This window comes from Bartonella sp. CL435QHHD, assembly GCF_042195095.1.
Classification (GTDB): Bacteria; Pseudomonadota; Alphaproteobacteria; order Rhizobiales; family Rhizobiaceae; genus Bartonella.
In genome coordinates, this window is sequence record NZ_JBHINS010000076.1 from 183037 (window position 1) to 205731 (window position 22695).

Annotated in this window: 14 protein-coding genes; 4 read left to right on the forward strand and 10 right to left on the reverse strand. The window is 38.5% G+C overall.

Annotation, left to right across the window (positions count from 1 at the left end; translation table 11 throughout):
* The first annotated feature begins 20 nt into the window (after nucleotides 1–20).
* Both ACFILH_RS06645 and pncB read left to right on the forward strand, forming a co-directional pair.
* On the forward strand, nucleotides 21–8591 hold the full coding sequence (locus ACFILH_RS06645; RefSeq protein ID WP_375667550.1) for a GH36-type glycosyl hydrolase domain-containing protein: 8571 nt from the start codon (nucleotides 21–23) through the stop codon (nucleotides 8589–8591).
* A 133-nt stretch (nucleotides 8592–8724) separates the two neighbouring features.
* Nucleotides 8725–10029, forward strand: a complete 1305-nt coding sequence (gene pncB / locus ACFILH_RS06650; protein ID WP_273790248.1) for a nicotinate phosphoribosyltransferase — start codon at nucleotides 8725–8727, stop codon at nucleotides 10027–10029.
* Between the two features lie 1561 nt (nucleotides 10030–11590).
* Here the strand turns inward: pncB and ACFILH_RS06655 are convergent.
* From ACFILH_RS06655 to nth, 10 genes are all read right to left on the reverse strand, one after another.
* Nucleotides 11591–11977 (reverse strand): YbaN family protein, encoded by a 387-nt coding sequence (locus ACFILH_RS06655; RefSeq protein WP_273790249.1) that lies wholly within the window; start codon nucleotides 11975–11977, stop codon nucleotides 11591–11593.
* A gap of 408 nt (nucleotides 11978–12385) precedes the next feature.
* A complete protein-coding gene (locus tag ACFILH_RS06660; RefSeq protein ID WP_273790250.1) occupies nucleotides 12386–13291 on the reverse strand; it encodes a metal ABC transporter permease in 906 nt (301 codons plus the stop codon).
* Entirely contained in the window at nucleotides 13288–14154 is an 867-nt protein-coding gene (locus ACFILH_RS06665) for a metal ABC transporter permease (RefSeq protein WP_273790251.1), read from the reverse strand. Before ACFILH_RS06665 ends, ACFILH_RS06660 begins: the two co-directional genes overlap by 4 nt.
* The gene (locus ACFILH_RS06670) at nucleotides 14151–14981 is read right to left on the reverse strand and encodes a manganese/iron ABC transporter ATP-binding protein (protein WP_273790252.1); all 831 of its coding nucleotides are present in this window, start codon (nucleotides 14979–14981) and stop codon (nucleotides 14151–14153) included. Before ACFILH_RS06670 ends, ACFILH_RS06665 begins: the two co-directional genes overlap by 4 nt.
* Entirely contained in the window at nucleotides 14978–15886 is a 909-nt protein-coding gene (locus tag ACFILH_RS06675) for a metal ABC transporter substrate-binding protein (RefSeq protein WP_375667552.1), read from the reverse strand. The genes ACFILH_RS06670 and ACFILH_RS06675 overlap by 4 nt, the downstream gene beginning before the upstream one ends.
* Nucleotides 15887–16175: 289 nt before the next feature.
* The gene (pheT, locus tag ACFILH_RS06680; protein WP_375657967.1) at nucleotides 16176–18590 is read right to left on the reverse strand and encodes a phenylalanine--tRNA ligase subunit beta; all 2415 of its coding nucleotides are present in this window, start codon (nucleotides 18588–18590) and stop codon (nucleotides 16176–16178) included.
* 39 nt (nucleotides 18591–18629) lie between these two features.
* Nucleotides 18630–19706, reverse strand: a complete 1077-nt coding sequence (gene pheS / locus ACFILH_RS06685; protein ID WP_375630537.1) for a phenylalanine--tRNA ligase subunit alpha — start codon at nucleotides 19704–19706, stop codon at nucleotides 18630–18632.
* Between the two features lie 94 nt (nucleotides 19707–19800).
* Nucleotides 19801–20202, reverse strand: a complete 402-nt coding sequence (rplT, locus tag ACFILH_RS06690) for a 50S ribosomal protein L20 (RefSeq protein WP_012754515.1) — start codon at nucleotides 20200–20202, stop codon at nucleotides 19801–19803.
* 33 nt (nucleotides 20203–20235) lie between these two features.
* Complete coding sequence (gene rpmI / locus ACFILH_RS06695) at nucleotides 20236–20439, reverse strand: 50S ribosomal protein L35 (RefSeq protein WP_183193590.1); 204 nt, start codon at nucleotides 20437–20439, stop codon at nucleotides 20236–20238.
* A 155-nt stretch (nucleotides 20440–20594) separates the two neighbouring features.
* Nucleotides 20595–21335 (reverse strand): endonuclease III, encoded by a 741-nt coding sequence (nth, locus tag ACFILH_RS06700; protein WP_375667553.1) that lies wholly within the window; start codon nucleotides 21333–21335, stop codon nucleotides 20595–20597.
* Between the two features lie 120 nt (nucleotides 21336–21455).
* Here nth and ACFILH_RS06705 point away from each other — a divergent pair, with 120 nt between their 5' ends.
* Together ACFILH_RS06705 and ACFILH_RS06710 are read left to right on the forward strand one after the other, a co-directional pair.
* Complete coding sequence (locus ACFILH_RS06705; RefSeq protein WP_012754518.1) at nucleotides 21456–21887, forward strand: Hsp20 family protein; 432 nt, start codon at nucleotides 21456–21458, stop codon at nucleotides 21885–21887.
* A gap of 26 nt (nucleotides 21888–21913) precedes the next feature.
* Nucleotides 21914–22165 (forward strand): DUF1150 domain-containing protein, encoded by a 252-nt coding sequence (locus ACFILH_RS06710; RefSeq protein ID WP_012754519.1) that lies wholly within the window; start codon nucleotides 21914–21916, stop codon nucleotides 22163–22165.
* Nucleotides 22166–22695: the final 530 nt, after the last annotated feature.

Sequence of the window (22695 nt, forward strand, 5' to 3'; positions counted from 1 at the left end):
TTGAATAACAATGGGACATTATGACGTGCATAAGACCTTTCATAAAGTGCTTTTTTTCTCAAAAAGAGAAAAAAGACCATTTTATTAATACGGATTTTCCTCTTCGTGCAATTTATAAGGTACAGGAAGATCTTTATAACTTAGGGCATGATATAGCTTCTGGTAAAGAAATTTTACTCCCTGAATATGAAGGAGTAGAAGATTTTCGCAAGAGATTGAATGAAAATGCTAAACTTATTCTTCATGCCTTTCATACCAGTGATTTTGCTGCCCGAAATGATGAAACCATCGCACCTTCTGCTCAATGGCTCATTGATAATCATTACACCATTGATAAAACCATACAAAAGCTACGTCGTAATCTACCCAAGTCCTTCATAAAGCAACTTCCTCTTTCTACACACAAAGCGGGAATACCACGAATTTTTGCTTTAACTTGGCTTTATATTGCGCATACCGATAGCAGCTTTTCACAAGAAACACTCACTGCTATGACCAACGGATTTCAAGAAATTTGTGCGCTCACAATTGGTGAATTGTGGGCTCTTCCTTCAGTTATGCAAATGCTGCTCATTGAAAATGTCCGTCGTCTTTCAGTACGTATCGAAAAAGCGCGACATATGCGCCATCTTGCTAGTCAAGTAGCTGATAAAATTTCTCTTGTAGAAAATAAAACAAATCTACACTCTCTTTTTACGCAGTATAAACCATTTACTGTTAATCCAACTTTTTCAGCACATTTATTCTATCGCCTGCGCAGTGCATCTGTCGATTCAACCGTAGCATTAACTTGGCTTGAAAAGCAATTGAAAAGCCAAGGCAGTAGCTTAGAGATTGCAACAGCTGATGAACATACCCGACAAGCAGCAGATGGTGTGACCATGGGAAATATTATCCGTGCTCTTAAAGCTATAGATGATGTTGATTGGATAGCATGGTTTGAAACAGTGAGTTGTGTCGATTCTATTTTGCGTAAAAATAGTGATTTTTCTGAAATTGATGCTCACTCACGCAATATTTATCGACAAGTCATTGAAAAAGTTTCACGCTTTTCGCCTCTTAGTGAACTGGAAGTTGCACATAAAGTTGTAGAAATGGCAAATTCCACTTCTAAAGATATGCCTCATCATTCTTGTGTGGGGTGGTACCTTGTTGATGATGGTCGTGGCATATTTGAAAAGGCTTGTGGGTATATTCCGCCCTTTCTCATAAAATGGACACGCGCTTCCTGTTGCTCAAAATTGAGAGTCATCGCCCTTCCTGTCTCTTTTCTGACGCTTTCTCTTTTGCTGGTAATTTACGCCCTTTTACAAATATCTGGCATGACACAATGGATGTCTTTTTGCTTTACTGTATTGGCGCTTTTTCCTGCTATTGATGCTTCTTTTGCTTTATTTAACACTGTTGTTTCGTGGTTTGTCCCATCAAAACAACTCATTGGTTATGAATATAAAGAAGGTATTCCAAAACATGCACGGACAATGGTTGTTGTACCTACTTTGATGACATCACGCGCTAATGTTGATGAACAAGTGCGCAATCTTGAAGTGCACTATCTTTCCAATCCTAAAGGTGCCATTCATTTTGCGCTCATTACAGATTGGGTGGATGCTCCATTGAGAGAAACGCAAGATGATCTTGATTTATTGCACTATGCGCAAAAGAGTATTGATAAACTCAATAGTCGTTATCATCGTGATGAACTTCCGCTTTTTTTCCTTTTACATCGCCGACGCCTTTATAATGCAAGCGAAAAATGTTGGATGGGATGGGAACGAAAGCGAGGAAAACTTCATGAACTTAATCGGCTCTTAAGAGGCGATAAAAATACAAGCTTTTATCCTCCCAATCCACATCTTCCTATGGATTGCCGTTTTGTTATGACGCTGGATTGTGATACACGTCTTACTCCAGAGAGCGTCGCGAAACTTGTTGGAAAGCTTAACCATCCACTCAATCATCCCGTTTTTGATCCACAAAGTGGAAAGGTTGTAAAGGGCTATAGCATTTTACAACCACGCATTATTCCTTCTCTTACAACAGGAAAAAAAACATCAATTCTCCAACGGGTTTTTTCTATCAACCGTGGCATTGATCCTTATGTTTTTGCTGTTTCTGATACTTATCAAGATCTTTTAGGAGAAGGCACCTTTATCGGTAAAGGTCTTTATAATATTGATGCATTTGAACAAGCGCTTGATGGCAAAATTAAAGAAAATACTATTCTTAGCCATGATCTCTTAGAGGGAGGTTATGCTCGTACTGCTCTGGTAAGTAGCATAGAAGTCATTGAAGACTATCCAACCGCTTACAATATTGATGTTATGCGTTATCATCGTTGGGTCCGCGGTGATTGGCAGCTTTTGCCTTATCTTTTTTCCTACCGTCAAATAAGTTTCGTGACGCGTTGGAAAATGCAGGATAATTTACGTCGTTCTCTCACTCCACTTATGTGGTTAATCGCAGCATTTGCAGGATGGGCTTTTTTGTCTTTAAAGAGTGCAATCGTCTGGCAAATATTCTTGTTGTTTAGCTCCTTCATTTCACCCATTCTATGTGTATTAAAAACGCTTGTCTCATCTAATATAGATCATTCTTTGCGTGGACATTTTCAATTAATTGGGAACAAAATTGCTCTTACAAGCGCTGATATATTTCTTAAAACGACGTTTCTTGCTCATTCGGCGTATTTTATGACCGATGCGATTATTCGTACACTCTATCGTATGACGATTTCAAAACAGCATCTTCTTGAATGGAAAACTTCTGCCGCAACAAAATCAATGCCCAATAGTTTGCGTTTCTATGTTTTTACAATGGCACCAGCATCGCTTATCGGTGTTCTTACTATAGCACTCCCTCTTTTTTCTGATAGTTTTGCAAGTTTGGTTGCTTTACCTTTTGGGATAGCATGGTTTTTTTCACCCTTTATTGCTTGGATTGTGAGTCAACCTTCAACCTTTCAAGATAGCCTTTATCTTTCTTCAAAAGATGAAAAAAAACTCCGCTCTATTGCACGGCGGACATGGCTTTATTATGCAACCTTTGTCAACGAACAAAACAACTATTTGCCTCCCGATAATTTTCAAGAAGATCCTGAACCTCTTGTTGCTCAACGTACATCGCCTACGAATATTGGCGTTTATCTCCTTTCTATTATTGCAGCACGTGATTTTGGCTGGATTGGTTTTGAAGAGACCATCACCCGTATTGAATGTACATTACGCTCTCTTACAAAAATGGAAAAGTTCCGTGGTCATCTCTATAATTGGTATGAAACGGATACACTTAGGCCTCTTTTGCCTATTTATGTATCAACCGTTGATTCGGGAAATCTTGCCGGTCATTTGGTAACACTCTCTTCTGCGTTAAGTGAATGGGCTGAAAAACCGCCTCTTTTTTTTCAAAGTGATCGAGAAGGCTTATCGGATGTTCTTGCTATTCTTGAAGAAACTGTCAGAGAAATTCCAGATCATCAACCCAGTTTACGCTCTTTACGCCAAAAAATCGAAGAAAACATCACTCGTTTTCATGATTCTGTCTTCACTTTTATAGAACAAGAAAATACGATCCCTTCTCACGTCATAGATCTTTCACTTGCAGCCCACGATATTGTGCACTTAGTCGGTGAACTTGACCACAAAATTCAAACGATAGAATCTGCTCGTGCACTTTCTTGGGCTAAATGCCTTATCGACACCTGTAACGCTTATCATCATGATGCGACTGCTCATTGTGATACTGAAAAATTACGTAAAAAACTAAACAGGCTGGCTATAGTGGCACGGCAAATAGCCTTTGATATGAAATTTGATTTTTTAGAACAGCCTAAACGGCATCTCTTATCCATTGGATATCGTGTTCAAGAAAACAAACTCGATGAAAATTGTTATGACCTGCTTGCTTCAGAAGCACGTCTTGCAAGCTTTTTTGCCATCGCAAAAGGAGATATAAAACTTAAACATTGGTTTCGTCTTGGTCGACTTCTCGTACCCATAGGTGGGAAAGGTGCACTCCTATCATGGTCTGGATCAATGTTCGAATATCTTATGCCATCTCTCATAATGCATGAACCTTTAGGGTCTCTCCTAGATCAAACAAATCGATTGATTATTCGTTGTCAAATACAATATGCCCATAAACGGGAATTGCCATGGGGTATTTCAGAAGCCGCATTTAATGCTCGCGATCATTTAATGAATTACCAATACGCTCATTTTGGTGTTCCAAACCTCGGACTCCAACGTGGTCTTTCACGCAATGCTGTCATTGCTCCCTATGCCAGCCTTCTAGCGGCACAATATGCTCCTGCTTGCGCTGTCGCTAATTTAAAACGACTTCGTGATCTTGGAGCTTTAGGAACATATGGTTATTATGACTCTGTTGATTTTACCCCTTCACGCGTGAAAACAGGGGAAAAATGCGCCGTTGTACGCAATTATTATGCGCACCATCATGGCATGTCTATCCTTGCTCTTAACAATGTTATTTTTCAAGGGCGAATGCGTGATCGTTTTCACCGTGATCCCGTTATTGAGGCAACACAATTGCTCTTACAGGAAAGAGCGCCTCATCTCATTCCTATTATTCATACCAAAGCTGTTAATCGTATGCGCAATAAGTCTCAAGCATTTGATGCAGCCCCTTTGCGCATTATTACAAACCCGTTACTCAAACCACGAGTGACTTTACTTTTGTCTAATGGCTTTTATTCTACCATGTTAACAGCGAATGGTTCTGGTTACAGCCGTTGGCACGATTATGCGATTACGCGCTTTATTCCTGATGCAACAGAAGATCAACAAGGTACTTTATTCTTCTTGCGTGACACGCATAGTGGACGGTGGTGGTCTGTTACTGGTGAGCCAACACGTGTTATTGAAGAAGAAGCTGTCAGCATTTTTACAGATGAAAAGGCTGAATATACAAAAATGGTTGATGGTATTAAATCAACACTTGAATGTCTTATTACATCTGAAGGATGTGGCGAAGGGAGACGTATTCAATTGATGAATACGACAAATAAAGACCGATTCATTGAAGTGACTTCTTATGGTGAATTAGCGCTTGCCACGATGGATACAGACCAAGTTCATCCTGTTTTTTCCCGTATGTTTATAGAGACAGAAATTGCTGAAGAAGGTAAAACAATTTTTGCCAAAAGGCGCAAACGCTCGCCTAATGATCCTGAAGTCTATGTTGCCCATTTTGTTTCTAGTAAAACAGATATTCTCCAAGAGACAGAAGCTGAAACAGATCGCTCTCTGTTTATTGGTCGGGGGCGATCCATTCATCGGCCCGCTGCATTTGACCAAAATGCTCGTTTCAGTAACAGTCAAGGTTGTGTTCTTGATCCTGTTATGTCATTGCGATGCCGTATAAAAATTTCAGCCCATGAAAAAGCAGAACTTATTTTTTGGACCTTTGCTGCTCATACAAAAGAAGCGCTAAATAATCATATTAAACATTATCGACAACCTGATATGTTTCAAAAAGAACTTTCAATGGCATGGACGCGCTCACAAGTCGCACTGTATCAGAGCGGAACCCAGCTTAAAGAAGCTATTATCTATCAAAAATATGCAACACCGCTTATCTATCCAGAAAGAACGTGGCGTCTTCCTTCTGAAATATTAGCAAAAACGCTAGGAAAACAGTCTGATCTTTGGCCCATGTCTATCTCAGGAGACAATCCACTCTGTCTTCTTAGATTAAATAACGAGGGAAATATAACCGTACTGCGCGAGCTCCTTAAAGCACACGAATATTGGTGTATGCGCGGACTCATTGTTGATTTGGTCATTCTTAATGAACAAACATTTTCCTATATACAAAATACACAACGCGCTCTCGAGTGGGTCTGTGAAACTTATTATCACCACACGCAAAAAGCAGATGAACGCCAACATATTTTCATGCTTCGACGCGATCAAATGAGTGAACAGAGTTTTAAAACGCTTCTTGCATCAGCACGCATCGTTCTTGATGCCCAAAATGGCTCTTTATCTGAACAACTTAAACGACTTGATGAGAATGATTTTAATCTCACAATTCGTAAAAATTATCAAGAATCTTATGATCAATTAGACTTGCCAAGATATAACGAAGGACAGCAATTTACAACACAAACTGAACAAAATCTTTTTTCTTCCATTGGTCTTATTAGCCAACAAAAACCATCCTCTTTTCTCCCAAATGGAGAAGATCTAAGATATTGGAATGGTTACGGTGGTTTTAATCAGCACAATCATTATGTAATACGTCTTCATGGATGTACCACCACACCACATCCGTGGATTAATGTCATTGCTAATCACAGATTTGGTTTTCATGTCTCTGCTGAAGGTGCAATTTTTACTTGGGCTAACAATAGCCGCGATTATCAACTAACTCCTTGGGCGAATGATCCAACGTCTAACCGGCCAGGAGAAGCTCTTTATCTGGTTGATCGCCAGTCTTTAAAACGTTTCTCACCCGTTTCTACTGTTGAATGTGACGAAAATATTGTCTATGAGGCTTGTCATGGGTTTGGATTCTCAACTTTTAAATCAACACATTCAGAAATCGCATTAGAACTGACTCATACACTTGATCCCGAAAAACCTATTCGCTTTTCACGTCTTATCCTTACGAATGAAGGGAAAAAACCACGTAGTTTACGCCTTTATAATTATGTTGAATGGGTTTTGGGAAATATCCGTACAAAATATGCCCCCTTTATTGTTTCCTCTTATGAGGCCAGATGGGGTGCACATTTTATTCAAAATCCCTATCACATCGAGAAATCTCAACAAGTTACATTTTTATCAGCATCCGAAATGCCAACCAGCACTACGACCAATCGCGCTGAATTTATTGGTGCAACGGGAACCGTAACACGTCCAAATGCGATCCGTAAAGCCGGTGCTCTTTCGAATACCATTGAAGCAGGATGTGATCCTTGTTCAGCATTCGCCTATGATATTGATCTTCAACCAGGGCAAACAAAAGAAATCATCTTCTATCTTGGCAGTACTGAAAATAGGCAAGAAGCTGAAAAATTACTTAATCAAGTGCGTGCAAGTGATTTTGAAATTCAGCTCACAAAACAAAAACAGCAATGGAGTGATTTTGTTTCTCCTTTCCAAGTCAAAACACCTGACGCTTCTTTTAATCTTATGGTCAACCATTGGCTTCCTTATCAAATCTACTCATGCCGCATCATGGCACGCGCAGGCTTTTACCAAGCTAGTGGTGCATTTGGTTTTCGTGACCAGTTACAAGATAGCCTGTCTTTGTTATTGCTGGAACCACAATTAGCACGTGAACAATTGTTAAATGCAGCAGCGCACCAATTTCTTGAAGGTGATGTGCAACATTGGTGGTTGCCTGACACAAATGCTGGTGTTCGTACATACATTTCTGATGATATCGTTTGGCTTGCATATGCAACAGCTCTTTATGTCAATACCACTGGCGATAATGCCTTTCTTGATACGCTGATTCCTTTTATTGAAGGTGATGTTCTCAAAAGTGGGCAACAGGATGCTTATTTTCAACCCACCCAATCCTCAAAGGTTGCAACAGTTTATGAACATTGTGCTTTAGCTTTAGACCTTGCCATTAAACGCTGCGGACCACATGGTCTCCCTCTTATTTTAGGTGGGGATTGGAATGATGGCATGAATTTGGTCGGTGTGGAAGGAAAAGGCGAAAGCATTTGGTTAGGATGGTTTCTTGGGCACACATTACAAGCATTTATCTCTTTAGCCAAAAAACGTGGTGACAATAGCCATATGCAAATATGGAGTACGTACCTTGAACATTTAACAAAATCCCTAGAGAAAAATGGTTGGGATGGTGCTTGGTATCGACGTGGTTATTTTGATGATGGAACGCCTCTGGGCTCTAAAGTCAATGATGAATGTCAAATTGATACCATTGCTCAATCTTGGGCTGTCATTTCTCAAATGGCATCGCTTGAGCGCCAAAAACAAGCAATGACATCAATGCTGGAACATCTCTATGATAAAAAAGGTGGACTCATTCGCCTTTTTTGGCCGCCTTTTGATAAAAGTACGCTCGAGCCTGGTTACATAAAAGGTTATCCTCCAGGAATTCGAGAAAATGGTGGTCAATACACGCATGGTGCCATTTGGAGTATTTTTGCGTTGGCTGAAATGGAACAAAACGATAAAGCTTATGCTTTATTTTCTATGATAAACCCAATTACCCACGGACAAGATCCTGAAATTTATCGTGTTGAACCTTATGTGATGGCCGCAGATATTTATGCTGTTGAACCACGATGTGGTCAAGGCGGTTGGACTTGGTATACAGGTTCAGCCGGTTGGTTTTATCGCGCCGCAACACAAGCTATTCTTGGAATACAGCGTCAGGGAGACCTCTTGTTTTTGCAGCCACATTTACCCTCTATTTGGCCAAAATATGAAGCAACAATGAAGTTTTATGATGCCGTTTATAGCATTAAAGTAAAATGGGGACCTAAAAATATGCTCTATGTTAATAGCAAAGAATATACCGAATTTCATACAGGGATAAAGTTACAAAAAACAGGTCAGCATGAAATTATACGTATTGTCAAATATTAAAGATGAAAGATGAAAAAAGAGAGCAGACTTTTTTATTCTTGCCCAAAACTGTAGAGTTGTTATATTGCACCGCCTATATTAGCCGTGTTGGTGCATAATATTTTAGATTTTATGAAACTGAAAGAAAAAGGTTATGAATCATCCGGATATTGCTAGACGTGTTTACAATCATACTTGGAAACTTGATCCCATTATTCGTTCACTTCTCGATACGGATTTTTATAAGCTTCTTATGGTGCAGATGATTTGGGGGTTATATCCTAATGTTGATGTTACTTTTTCCCTCATAAATCGCTCTAAAACAATACGTCTTGCCGATGATATTGATGAGAGTGAATTACGTGCTCAACTTGATCATGCTCTTAGTTTGCACTTTACAAAAAAAGAAATGATTTGGCTTGCTGGTAATACATTTTATGGACGCAAACAAATTTTTGAACCGGATTTTCTTCAGTGGCTTGAGAATTTTCAACTCCCAGAATATGAACTAACCCGTAAAGATGGCCAGTATATTCTTCATTTTTATGGTTCGTGGGCTCATAGCTCTATGTGGGAAATTCCAGCCCTTGCTATTATAAGTGAATTACGTTCACGTGCTGCTCTCAAAAAACTAGATCGTTTTGCTCTTGATGTACTTTATGCGCGTGCTAAAGCAAAAATGTGGAGTAAAGTTGAACGTCTCAAAAAATTGCCTGATATTAAAATATCTGACTTTGGGACAAGGCGCCGCCATTCTTTTTTATGGCAGCGCTGGTGTGTGGAAGCATTAAAAGAAGGGATTGGTAATTCTTTTACTGGAACTTCTAATGTTCTTCTTGCCATGGATACGGATTTAGAAGCTCTTGGAACCAATGCACACGAATTGCCCATGGTTATTGCGGCTCTCAGCAATAACGATGATGAATTACGCAGAGCTCCGTATCAAGTCTTGCAGGATTGGAACCGTTATTATGGTGGAAATCTTCTCATTGTTTTACCTGATACCTTTGGTACAGAAGCATTTTTACGCAATGCACCAGATTGGGTAGCTGATTGGACGGGTTTCAGACCCGATAGTGCGCCCCCTATTGAAGGTGGCGAACGTATTATTCAATGGTGGAAAGAAAAAGGAAAAGATCCATGCAAAAAACTTCTAATTTTTTCTGATGCTCTTGATGTCAATACAATTGAAAAAACCTATCATCATTTCCATGGTAAAGTGCGCATGAGTTTTGGGTGGGGCACGGATCTTACCAATGACTTTACAGGCTGTGCACCTCAGGAAATCGAAACTCTTGATGCTCTTTCCCTTGTTTGTAAGGTGACCTATGCCAATGGTCGACCAGCCGTGAAACTTTCAGATAATCCTGAAAAAACGATCGGTGATTCAAAAGAAGTACAACGTTATATCAATTTTTTTGGTAATACAAAGCGAATTGCTAGACCTATAAAGACGTAGTTTTCGGCTCTTTAAACAAGTATATTGCCTCAACATATTGTTTATAAGATTGATTTTTGTTCTGCCCTAAGGATGAGGATTCTTAACCTTTGCTGGTCTGAAATAGTTCGGCTGTTTTTTGAGCAGATTCTACTTAGTCTATCAACGCATACGCTTCACTTACATAAGGCGCGATAGATAAGACTTAAAAATATTCACTACGCATTAAAAAAATACTTAACGCGCTAGGGAAGTTTAGCCAAGGAGGCTTCCTTATATCATTTGTCATAAATAACAGTGTTATACAGCATAACAAGATACTATCATTTTGCATGTTGAATGAGCGTGCGCGAGTATCATAAGTTTTTCTCATTTCAATCCTGTTAAATCAAGCACACTAATCCCCTTGCATATATGAAGGTTTTCAAGTTTTAAGAGTTATTGTTGTAGTTTGACAGTAGGTTTTATACTAAGTGGAAAGAGGCGGGATTAAGTAGGAATACGTGGTAATTTGTTGTTTTATGTACAATTTTTACCATTAAATGCGCGTTTTATCAAAATAGATTTTGACACCTAAAATTACAAAAATTACCGAAAATCAGAAAAAAGTGCGTTTCCATAGTAAAAATGAGAAAAGGCTTTCAAAACCCTTTGAGAACACCTTTAAAACTCTTTGAAAAAAATAAATTGGTACAAAATCTAGTGTCAAAATATACAAAACCAGATGACAAGCTACAATTGCAACATTAGAAATTACTAAGGCAACATTGGAGGATGATAAATAGCATGGTGACTATCGGTATGCATTTTGCAAGGCAAGGATGATGGTGCTCAAATAGATTTTATACACTTTACAGGAGATTTTACTTTATCCATGTATGGTCTGCTATTATGAAATGAGTAAAGCGTTGAGAAATGTTTCATTAAAATAAATGTGTAAATAACATGATTTGGGAGACCTTTTGTTTTACGTGAGGGGCATGACTTCATTAAAAAACAGAGAATGCAATAATATTTTTATTTCGAATAAGCTTTATATCAAGACAGAGAAATTATTTATTCGCATATTATAATAAGAATGCGTGTATGTATAAACCATTTGAAAAATTCTGTTGTTTCTTATGAATTATTCTTAAGTTAAGAACAGATGTAACCTTAAAGATTGATATAATAGACCGGCTTCTTAACTGTATAAGTATAAAAATGAGGGTATTTAGTAAGCTTTGTATTATATCCTCATTAAGAGATATGAAAACAAACGAAATGTCTATCATATCAATGACTTTTCAATGATGTATATATAGAGATTCATACAAACATGCTTTACAAAAATAATGACTCTCTTCCATGAATGTGATTTATCATTGTTTACCAAGTGAGAACATTTTGAGTATTCGTAAACAATCTTCTTTGTTCATAAAAATTATTTCACAAACATATTATTAATTAATTGCGCTCAAAAAGCTTGCTATTTCATATGTATTTTGGATATGGAGAGCTTATATTCAAAACTTAAAAGTCCTCATAGTTTTTACAAATAAGTCGAAGCTAAAAAGAGTATCTCATAAAGCCTTTTTTATCATTAAGAAGATGGACGTGTTACAATATAAATGGCAATCAGCAATAATATAACCGCAACAAGTAAGGAAATCCATAAAGGAGGGTGTAGCATTACGAAAAAGGATAAAAATCCTCCTGTCATACTCATCATTGCAAAAACTTTAACGAATGGAGAGATTGCTTTTTTTTCTTCCCATCGCTTAATAGGGGGACCAAAAATACGATGATTATTCAACCATTGATGAAAACGTGGAGAAGAACGCGTAAAACACCATGAGGCAACCAATAAAAAAGGCACCGTTGGCATAATAGGTAATACGACACCGATAATACCTAATATAACCATCGCCCACCCTGCTATATAATAGCAGATACGTAAAGGGTGCGATATCTTCGAATCTTTTTTCATTCTCTCGTACTATTTTCCTCTACGCAAAACCCTATACAAAAACATTGTATCTGTTTTTTTCTGTTTACATGTCTGAGTGCACAATTACGCTCTACCCCTTCATGCGTAAGTGTCTTTGCTGTTATAAGTTCCTTGAAAATACCGAATAGCTTACACAATATGATAATCATTTTAAATGATTTCAAGAAAAGAGGAGAGATTTTAGAAAAACAAAAAAATAAAAAGGCTGCAGAAGAAATCAATGCAGCCTCTTAATTAAGAATGCAGTGTTGGGGGGGAGAAAATGTACTGCACTCATCTGCTAGATATTAGGAGGAAAAACAACCTAGCACCCCAGACTCTAATTAAAATAAAAATGAGAAACAATATATAAAAATGCATGGCTGATATGCATGAATTTTAACACTTTCAAGTTTCTTGAACTGTGTTTCGACGAAAGAAAATCATCATGAAAATAGCCATAAAAATCAACGTCAAGATCAACACAATTGTGGAAGCAGAATCAGAGCCGATAAATAAGCTGAGATAAATCCCTAAAAAACCAGAAAAAGCTGCAACAAGTATCGCGATCATTAACATAAAAGAAAACCGCTTTGTGACAAGATAGGCAATTGCTCCTGGTGCTATCAGTAAAGAAATAACGAGCACGATACCGACAGCTTTCAAAGCTGCAACAATTGTAAGAGAAATCATCGTTAGAAGGGTATAGTGGAGTAGAGATATTGGTAACCCCATTGCACGTCCTTGAACTGTGTCAAAAATATACAGCATAAAGTCGCGCCATTTTGCTGCTAAAATAAAAGTGACAACAGCAGAAATGATTGCCGTCTGCGTTATATCAAGCCAGTTAACACCCAAGAGATTACCAAATAGAATATGATTCAAATCTAAGCTACTATAAATAGACGTGGCTAAAACAAGCCCTAAACCAAACATTGAAGAAAAGACCACGCCCATCACCGTATCCTGTTTGATACGGCTATTGCTCCCTAAAAAACCCGTTAATAGTGCACACACCATTCCTGCAACAAAAGCACCGCAAGTAATCAAAGTCATTGTAATATTCTCTGGACGCATATGCTGAAACCAAGCAAATGGCAAAGAAGTTAAAAATGCGATTACCCATGGTGTTGTCATATAACCAACAACAACACCTGGAAAAACTGCATGAGAAATGGCATCGCCTAACAGCGCCCATCCTTTCAAAATAAGAAAACAGGAAAGCATCGCCATGGGAATAGAAAGAATCATGACAATAAGCATACCCTTAAGCATAAAAGAAAACTGAAACGGAAGCAGTAATTGATCAATCATGATAATATTACACCCTTTTTTGCTGCATTTATGCGTAAGCGCGCGGCAATAAACCCATGTTTAGGAGCAAAAATAAAAGCTAAAACAAATAAAGATGCTTGAAAAAGCACAACAACCCCCCCCGTTTGTGCATTCAAAAAATAACTCACATAAACACCCAAGATACTTGTGAAGGTTCCAATTACAACTGCAATAACCAAGATGTTCACGAAACGATCACTTAAAAGATAGGCCGTTGCCCCAGGTGTCACAACAAGACAAATGACTAAGAACGCTCCAACGGTTTGCATCGCAGCAACGGTACAAGCGGCAAGCAATGTGAAAAAGAGAATCTTTAAAAATTTTACGTTTAATCCAATGGCATGCGCATGCGTCTCATCAAATAACGAAACAAGAAGATCTTTCCATTTCAAAAGCAATATAAGCAACGAAACAAAGCCGATAAAAGCCAATTGTAGAATATCTGTTGAACTAACTGCTAAAATATTTCCCAAAACAATCGTATCAATATTAACAGCCATTGGTTTTAATGATTTGAGAAACAACCCAAAGGCAAAAAAGGAAGAAAAAATGAGCCCAATAATGGTATCTTCTTTAAGTTTTGTCCGGTGGTTAAAAAAGAGCATTGCTGCTGCTGCAAGACCACCAGAAAAAAAAGCGCCAAGTGAAAAAGGTAACCCTAAAAGGTAAGCTCCTGCTACACCAGGAACAATCGAATGGGAAAGTGCATCACCAATCAATGACCAACCTTTTAACATCAAAAAAGCCGAAAGAAAGGCACAAACACACCCAACTAATCCAGAAACCCACATTGCATTCACCATATATTGATAGCTCAGTGGCTCAAGCAACCAAGAAATCATGCAACGTGCTCCACTCTTTCAATATCTTCACAAACGGCAGACTGCTTTCTTCCCATGAAAACATCATTTTTTTTTGTGGTTTGAAGATCAAAAATATGGTGGTGCAAAGACCCTCCAAAAGTTTTCTCCAGATTTTCCTTTGTAAAGATTTTTTCTGTTAACCCAGAAGCTAAAACGGTCCCTTTTATTAAAACTGTATGATCACAAAATTCGCGAACAGAACCCAAATTGTGAGTTGAAACCAAGATCACTGCTCCTTCTTTACGAAGATCTTGTAACAAAGCAATGATTTTATCTTCTGTTGTAACATCAACCCCTGTAAACGGCTCATCTAATAAAATAGCTTTTGCTTTCTGTGCAAGAGCGCGCGCTAGGAAAACACGCTTTTTCTGTCCACCAGAAAGTTCTCCAATTTGGCGCTTGGCAAAAGCCAACATATCAACGCGTTCTAAGGCAATACGAACGGCTTCATAATCTTGTGTACGGGCATAGCGAAAGAAATTCATATGACCATACCGCCCCATCAATACAACATCTTCGACCAAGACAGGAAAATTCCAATCAACATCTTCACTTTGAGGAACATAAGCAATGAGGTTTTTTTTCAAAGCTATATCAACAGGTAAATCAAACATGCGAATTTTTCCCTTTGAGGGGCGTACAAACCCCATAATCGCTTTAAATAACGTTGACTTACCGGATCCATTAACACCAACCAATGCCGTAATAGAACCCTTTGGACTTTCAAAATTCACTTCGCGTAAAGCTGTATGTCCATTACGATATGTTACCGTTACTCCTTGGGCAAATATTCCACATTCCGTCATTGGCTTTTTACTCCCTCTACTAAAGCATTGCTAATACGCCCACTCGTGACACGTAATAAATCAATATAAGTGGGTACCTCACCATTTTTCTCACTTAAAGAATCAACATAAAGAACACCACCGTATTTAGCCCCTGTTTCTCTGGCAACCTGCTTAGCAGGCGCAGGGGAAATAGTGCTTTCAGAAAAAACTGCATGAATATTGTATTTGCGAACCATATCAATAACATGCTTGACCTGCTGTGGTGTTCCTTGTTGGTCAGCATTGATGGGCCATAAATAAAGTTCTTTTAGATCAAAATCACGCGCCAAATAGCTAAAAGCCCCCTCACTTGTCACAAGCCAACGTTTGTCTTGCGGTACAGCTTCTAATTCAGCCCTAATTGGATCAATCGTTGCACGAATTTTCTGTTTATAAATTTCAGCATTCTGTTTATAAATTTCAGCATGTTCAGGATCATATTTTACAAAAGCATCGCGAATATTATCAACGTAAATCAAAGCAGAGGTCGGTGACATCCACGCATGAGGATTAGGTTTACCGCTAAAGGGGCCCTCACCAATTTTAATGGGTACAATACCTTTTGAAACAACAACACTTGGAACATCCTTGATATTTTGAAAAAACTTTTCAAACCAAAGCTCTAACTCTAAACCATTCCACAATACAAGGTTAGCTCCCTGAGCACGCATAAGATCGCGTGGGGTGGGTTGGTATTCATGAATTTCCGCACCTGGTTTTGTAATGGATTCAACATCAGCGGCATCACCTGCTACATTGCGTGCCATATCAGCAATGATAGTGAATGTCGTAACAGCTTTAAATTTACCAGCACACAAAGCAAAATTGGGTGTAAAAAAAATAATACTTCCAAAAACTATGGTGAAAAACGTTCTTACGTTCATTGATTCTCTCTTTCCTTTATATGCCTTCTTTTTATTGCAAATAATTTGCATTATCATTTAGCAATAGCAGTTATCTTTTACATTTGCAATGAAGGATTAAGAGAAAAATAACTTTTCAAAATGTTTAAAAACAGTTTTTTCATATTGAAAAAATTGATGATTTAAGCAGCTTGTTTTGGTAAGGAGGTCCCCTTTCAAGAAGTTCTATAGCTCTTGAATGCCAAACAAAAAGGGAGCACTCAAAGATGCTCCCACTTCATGTAAAATATCTCATAAAAAATGAGAATACTCAGTAGCGTAAATATGCACCTGTCATTTTGGTAACATTATCCACGATCTTTGAGGCAAGCTTTTCTAAATCTTCATCCGTTAGAGTCCGTTCTATGGGCTGAATAGTTACTTCAATTGCAACAGATTTTTTATCTTCACCAAAGCTTAAATCTTCGAAAACATCAAAAACTTGCACTGAATGAATAAGTTTTTTATCGGCTCCACTTGCCGCCCGAATAATAAGAGAAGAGGCAACAGTTTTATCCGCTATAAAGGCAAAATCACGCCGCACCATTTGAAAAGGTGAGAGTTTCAAAGGAGGACGGCTTTTGGTCGTTTTTTTCTTTGATTCTGGAATTCGGTCTAGAAAAATTTCAAAGCCGCATAAAGGTCCACTGACATCTAACTTTTCTAATGTAGCAGGATGAAAAACACCAAAAAAACCAAGAATAATCTTTGATCCAAGTTTTATGACACCTGAACGACCAGGATGATACCAATCTGGTGCTCCAACTTCAATCTGCACTTTCCCAATATCCATATCACATGCTTCTAAAATAGCTAAAGCATCTGCTTTGGCATCAAAAACATCAACGACGGTTGCATTTCCATTCCAAAAGCGCCCAGCACCTTTAAATTGCTCTGTTCCGCGACGAATCCCACTAACAACACGGTGTTGTTTATCAGGGGTGTCACCCTCATAAATACTGGAAACTTCAAACAAAGCAAGATCGGAAAAACCACGATCAGCATTTCTTTGTGCCGCCATAATCAAACCAGGTAAAAGGGAAGGACGCATCATTGACATATCAGCAGCAATAGGATTAACCAATTTAAGCTCTTCTTGACCTCCTCCAAAAGCAAGAGCTTGATTTTCAGAAATAAAAGACCATGTTACCGCTTCTTTCATACCGCGTTGCACTAAAGCCAAACGTGTAGCACGTGAACGAATTTGTGCGCATGTTACAATCTGATCTTTTTCTTCTACGAAGTTTTCCAAAGGAATAGGTTTAATTTTATCTAACCCATAAATTCTCATGATCTCTTCCACCAAATCGGCTTTACCCATAATATCAGGGCGCCATGATGGTACTTTTACCGTAACGACATCTCCTTTTCCTTCAACAAAAAATCCAAGTTTTGTTAAAATAGAGATGATTTTTTCAGGCTCTATTTCCAAATTTGTTAAACGTTTAATTTCAGAAAAAGGAAAAGCGATCTGTTTGATTTCTTGTTGCTGATAGCCAACGATCCTCTTCTTAGATACTTCACCACCACAAAGATGCAAGACCAATTCTGTTGCAATCTCAAGCCCTGTTTCTATAAAAGCCGGATCAACACCTCGTTCAAATCGATAACGTGCATCACTGATAAGACCTAATGCTCTTCCTGTTTGTGCAATGCTTTGCGCATCCCAAAGCGCCGATTCAATAATAACGCGATGTGTTGTTTCATCACAACTCGTTCTTTCTCCGCCCATGATACCGGCAATCGAAACAACTCCCTCGTCATCTGCAATGACACAATTCTTAGCGCCCAAATGATAGATTTTTCCGTTCAGTGCTTGAAGCTGTTCTCCCTCACGCGCACAACGTACACACAAATTACCTTTAATTTTATCTGCATCAAAAACATGGAGTGGACGACCAAGGTCAAAACTGATGTAATTGGTCATATCAACAAGCGCATTAATCGGTCTCAAACCAATTGCATTCAAACGCTGTTGCATCCACTGGGGTGATTCGCCATTTTGAACATTGCGTACTTCACGCCAAGCAAAACCTAAACATAATGATGAATCTTGCGAAAAATCTAATGAGACATTGAGAGGTGTTTCAAAGGAAGGCTCAAATTTTGGTAAAGACAATTCTTTTAATTGTCCGATTCCTGTAGCGGCAAGATCACGGGCAATACCACGAACACCTGTGCAATCGGAACGATTAGGGGTCAAACCAATATCAATGACCGGATCATCTAAACCAGCATAAGCTGCAAATGAACCTCCAATAGGACTATCTTCTGGAAGTTCAATAATCCCATCATGCTCATTCGATAATTCAAGCTCTGCTTGTGAACACATCATCCCAAAACTTTCAACACCACGGATTTTTCCTACAGATAATGTTACATCAAGTCCTGGAATATAAGTACCTGGTAGTGCCAGAACACCAATAAGACCTGCACGCGCATTTGGTGCTCCACAGACAACTTGAACAGGTGTGGAAGTCCCTGTATTGACGGACAGAATCTGGAGTTTATCTGCATCAGGATGCTTTATTGCTGTTAAAACTTTTGCAATCACAAAACCTTTTAAAGAAGATCGATCATCAACGGAGTCAACTTCAAGACCGATAGCTGTTAGTTTCTCACAAATTTCATCCAAAGATGCATTTGTCTCTAAGTGATCTTTTAACCACGACAATGTAAATTTCATTTTAAAACCTCACATGAAAGCGATGACTAAGATCACACATTATCTATTAGGAAAAAAAGCAGGCATATCAAAGAAACGAAAGCCATAGTGGTCTAACCAACGCAGATCAGCATCAAAAAAAGCCCGCAAATCAGGCATACCGTATTTCAACATGGCAATACGATCAATGCCCATTCCCCATGCAAAGCCTTGATATTCATCGGGATCTAAGCCAACATTTTTCAACACATGAGGGTGCACCATTCCGCATCCTAAAATTTCCAACCAATCCTGCCCTTCTCCGAACTTTACGTCTGAACCAGAACGATCACATTGAATATCCACTTCCATAGATGGCTCGGTAAAAGGGAAAAAAGAGGGACGAAAACGCATTTTTACAGAGGGAACTTCAAAAAATTCTTTACAAAAGGTTTCATGTAGCCACATCATATGGGCAATGGTGGAGGTTTTATCGATGACAAGACCTTCTACCTGATGGAACATGGGAGAATGTGTTGCATCCGAATCCATGCGGTAAGTTTTTCCAGGAATAATGATCCGTATCGGTGCTTTTTGTCTTTCTAGTGTGCGAATTTGTACAGGTGATGTATGGGTCCGCAATAATTTTCGTTCTCCCATTTTATCAACATCAAAAAAGAAGGTATCATGCATTTCGCGTGCTGGATGCCCTTCAGGAAAATTCAATGCCGTAAAATTATAATAGTCTGTTTCAATATCAGGTCCCTCTGCAAGAGAAAAACCCAACTTCGTATAAATGGCAATAATTTCCTCAATCACTTGTGAAATAGGATGAATGCGTCCCCGTTCTATAGGTGAAGAGCGAATAGGCAAGGTAACATCAACTGTTTCACGAGAAAGACGGGCATCCATTGCCTGTCTTTTCAGAAGATCACGCTTTTGCGCCCATAATTCTAAAATACGATTTTTTAATCCATTAAGAACTGGTCCAACTTTATGACGCTCGCCAGCATCCATTTTTCCTAATTCTTTTAATTTTTCAGAGATACTACCTTTTTTACCCAATGCTGCAATACGCACTTCTTCAAGAGCTTTTTCATCACCTGCTGCCTCTAAGGCTAAACAAATTTCTTGTTCCAGACGCTCAATATCATTCATATTTTTGCCTATTTTTTAATAAAGAAAAACCCGCACTTGCAATAGCCAGCACGGGACCTCAAATAAATGAATGCTTTAAGAGAACACGACTGGCTTATTTGACAGCGCCTTCGAAAGCATTAGGTGTCGTATCTTTTAAATATTCTAAAGCTTTTTTTGCCGAAGCTACTAAAGCAGAAAATGCTTCCGCCTCGTGGATTGCTATATCTGAAAGAACTTTACGATCAACTTCAATACCAGCTTTTGATAAGCCATCAATAAAACGTCCATAAGTTAAACCTTCTGCACGAACAGCCGCATTAATCCTCTGAATCCACAAAGCACGGAAAGTACGTTTTCTATTTTTGCGATCACGATAAGCGTATTGCTTTGAACGATCAACCGCTGCTTTAGCTGCACGAATGGTATTTTTACGACGACCGTAAAAACCTTCAGCCTGTTTAAGAACTTTTTTGTGCTTAGCGTGTGCTGTCACACCTCTTTTCACACGAGCCATATTATAATCTCCTCAAAATCAAAAGCGTAAGGTTTAAATACCATTCGGCAAATAATGCTGAATGACTTTTTTAGCATCTTGTTCACACAAAACCATTGTTCCACGTGCATCGCGAATAAATTTATTCGAACGCTTAATCATGCCGTGGCGCTTACCGGCAGCTGCTACTTTAATTTTGCCTGACGCAGTGATTTTAAACCGCTTTTTAGCGGATGATTTGGTCTTCATCTTGGGCATTTTGCTACTCCGTACATTAATTTATTCAATCAAAAAATTTATTCACTCAAGCGGACCAACGCTTGAACAAGCATTTAAACAGCCACGGCATGCCCTGCCGGGCGGCTCTTAAAGACGTTTTCATAAGCTAGTATACACAAAATTGCAAGACCGTATTACAAAAAAATCGGCGCTCCATTGCCTTGAAGCTCAACTAAAGGTGCTGGAATTGCATTTGTTTTGATGGCTGCTTTACATAAATCGGCAATAATGCATTGCGTACATTGTGGTTTACGGGCTTGACAAATATAGCGACCATGTAAAATCAGCCAATGATGTGCATGGCGAATATAATGAACCGGTATAATCTTTAATAATTTTTTCTCAACAATTTCTGGTGTTTTGCCAGGCGCTAAACCAAGACGATTGCTTAAGCGAAAAATATGTGTATCTACTGCCAATGTAGGTTGACCAAAAGCAACATTCAAGACCACATTAGCCGTTTTGCGCCCTACTCCAGGAAGGGCCATGAGTGCTTCACGCGTATCGGGTACTTGACCGCCATAATAATCAATTAAATAGTTGCAAAGCGCATAAACATTACGTGCTTTTGCACGCCAAAGACCAATTGAACGGATATGATATGCTATTTCTTCTTCTCCTAATGCAACCATTTTTTCCGGTTGATCAGCAAGACGAAATAATTCTTTTGTCGCTTTATTAACGCTTACATCTGTCGCTTGAGCCGAAAGCACAACGGCAACTAAAAGCGTAAAAATATTTGTATAGATAAGATCACTCTTAGGCGCTGGGCGTTGCACAGAAAAACGGCGAAATATTTCTGCAATTTCATTTTCATTATATAATATACCAGATAAATTTCGCACTTTTGACAATTTTATGGTACGTTGAGGCATTGAACTCTCTTAAATCTTCTCTCTTGAAGTTATCATTCACGCTCGCCATATGAGAGAAATGCAGCGAACACTTTTATAGAGTGTGGTCAAGTAAAGCCGTTTTAAAGAGGATACTCATGAATGACACATGTGACGCCTTTCTCCAATCCCTTTCTTTTAGGGTTTGAAACCGTAGAAAAAATATTGCAACGTATCGGTAAAGCTGATGAGGCTTACCCAGCCTATAACATTGAACGTTTGCATAAAAATGATGATGCAAATCATATCCGGATAACTTTGGCTGTTGCTGGATTTAAGATTAACCATCTTAATATTTTGCTTGATGATAATCAATTGGTTATTCATGGTAAACAAACAGACAACCAAAATCATCAATATTTATATCGCGGTATAGCTGCGCGACAATTCCAGCGAACCTTTGTTCTCGCGGAAGGGATGCATGTTACAAATGCGGAGTTGAAAAATGGTCTTTTATCAATTAATCTGTATCAACCAAAATTAAAAAAAGAAATAAAACAGATTCCAATTAAAGTCAGTAGTGGTGAGTCATAAAAGTTAAGGCGTAAAGGAACAGTGAAATGGGAGAACATAAACAAAACTTGTCGTTTCAGAACACATCCTACTCTGATGCGGGACAGATTGCCTATTTAAAAAAAGTTTGTACAGATGATCTGGCTAAAAACTTTCCAGATCTTCCACCGATGACCCCAGGCATTACGATATGGGCTCTCTTTGGTGAAACAGGTTATCCTATCATTTTATCCGATGAGCGTTCTATCGCTCTTGCTGGAGCCAATGAGCATGAACTACAAATTGTAACTCTGCACTAGATTACCTTACGAGAAAAAGCTGTACTCTTTTATAAATTCTATCTGTTTTTTCGTAAAGGGTGTAATGTGGGTTATAATGAGATTAAGTATTGATTTATATTCATAATTAATTTTTTACAACTGGAATGAGAGTCCCGAATATCATAAGGTTCTCTCATTTGAGATCTTCTTATATTGAAACAATTAAAGTCACTTGCTTGATGTCATAAGCAGGGAGAGCCATGTGGATAAAAACACTTGAAGAAAGGAATAAAAATATCTCTTTTTAATTGTCTCAATTACCAAAGACATTCACAATATGGGGATGAAAAAATGTATGATGGTGTCAGTTTTCTTCTTCATAAGTGTGAAGATGTCCCTTATAGATTTATATTATTCACGAGGGCTGTTATACCATTCATGGGCGCTATCGTGAAATGGGCTCGAGTTACATTGAAAGATGTCTCTTTAAAATGAGTACATAAAGGCTATACAAGTGTATTTTGTTTGGTGTGTTTTGTTCTTCCTGAGGGGAGTAGCTCTATTGAAGA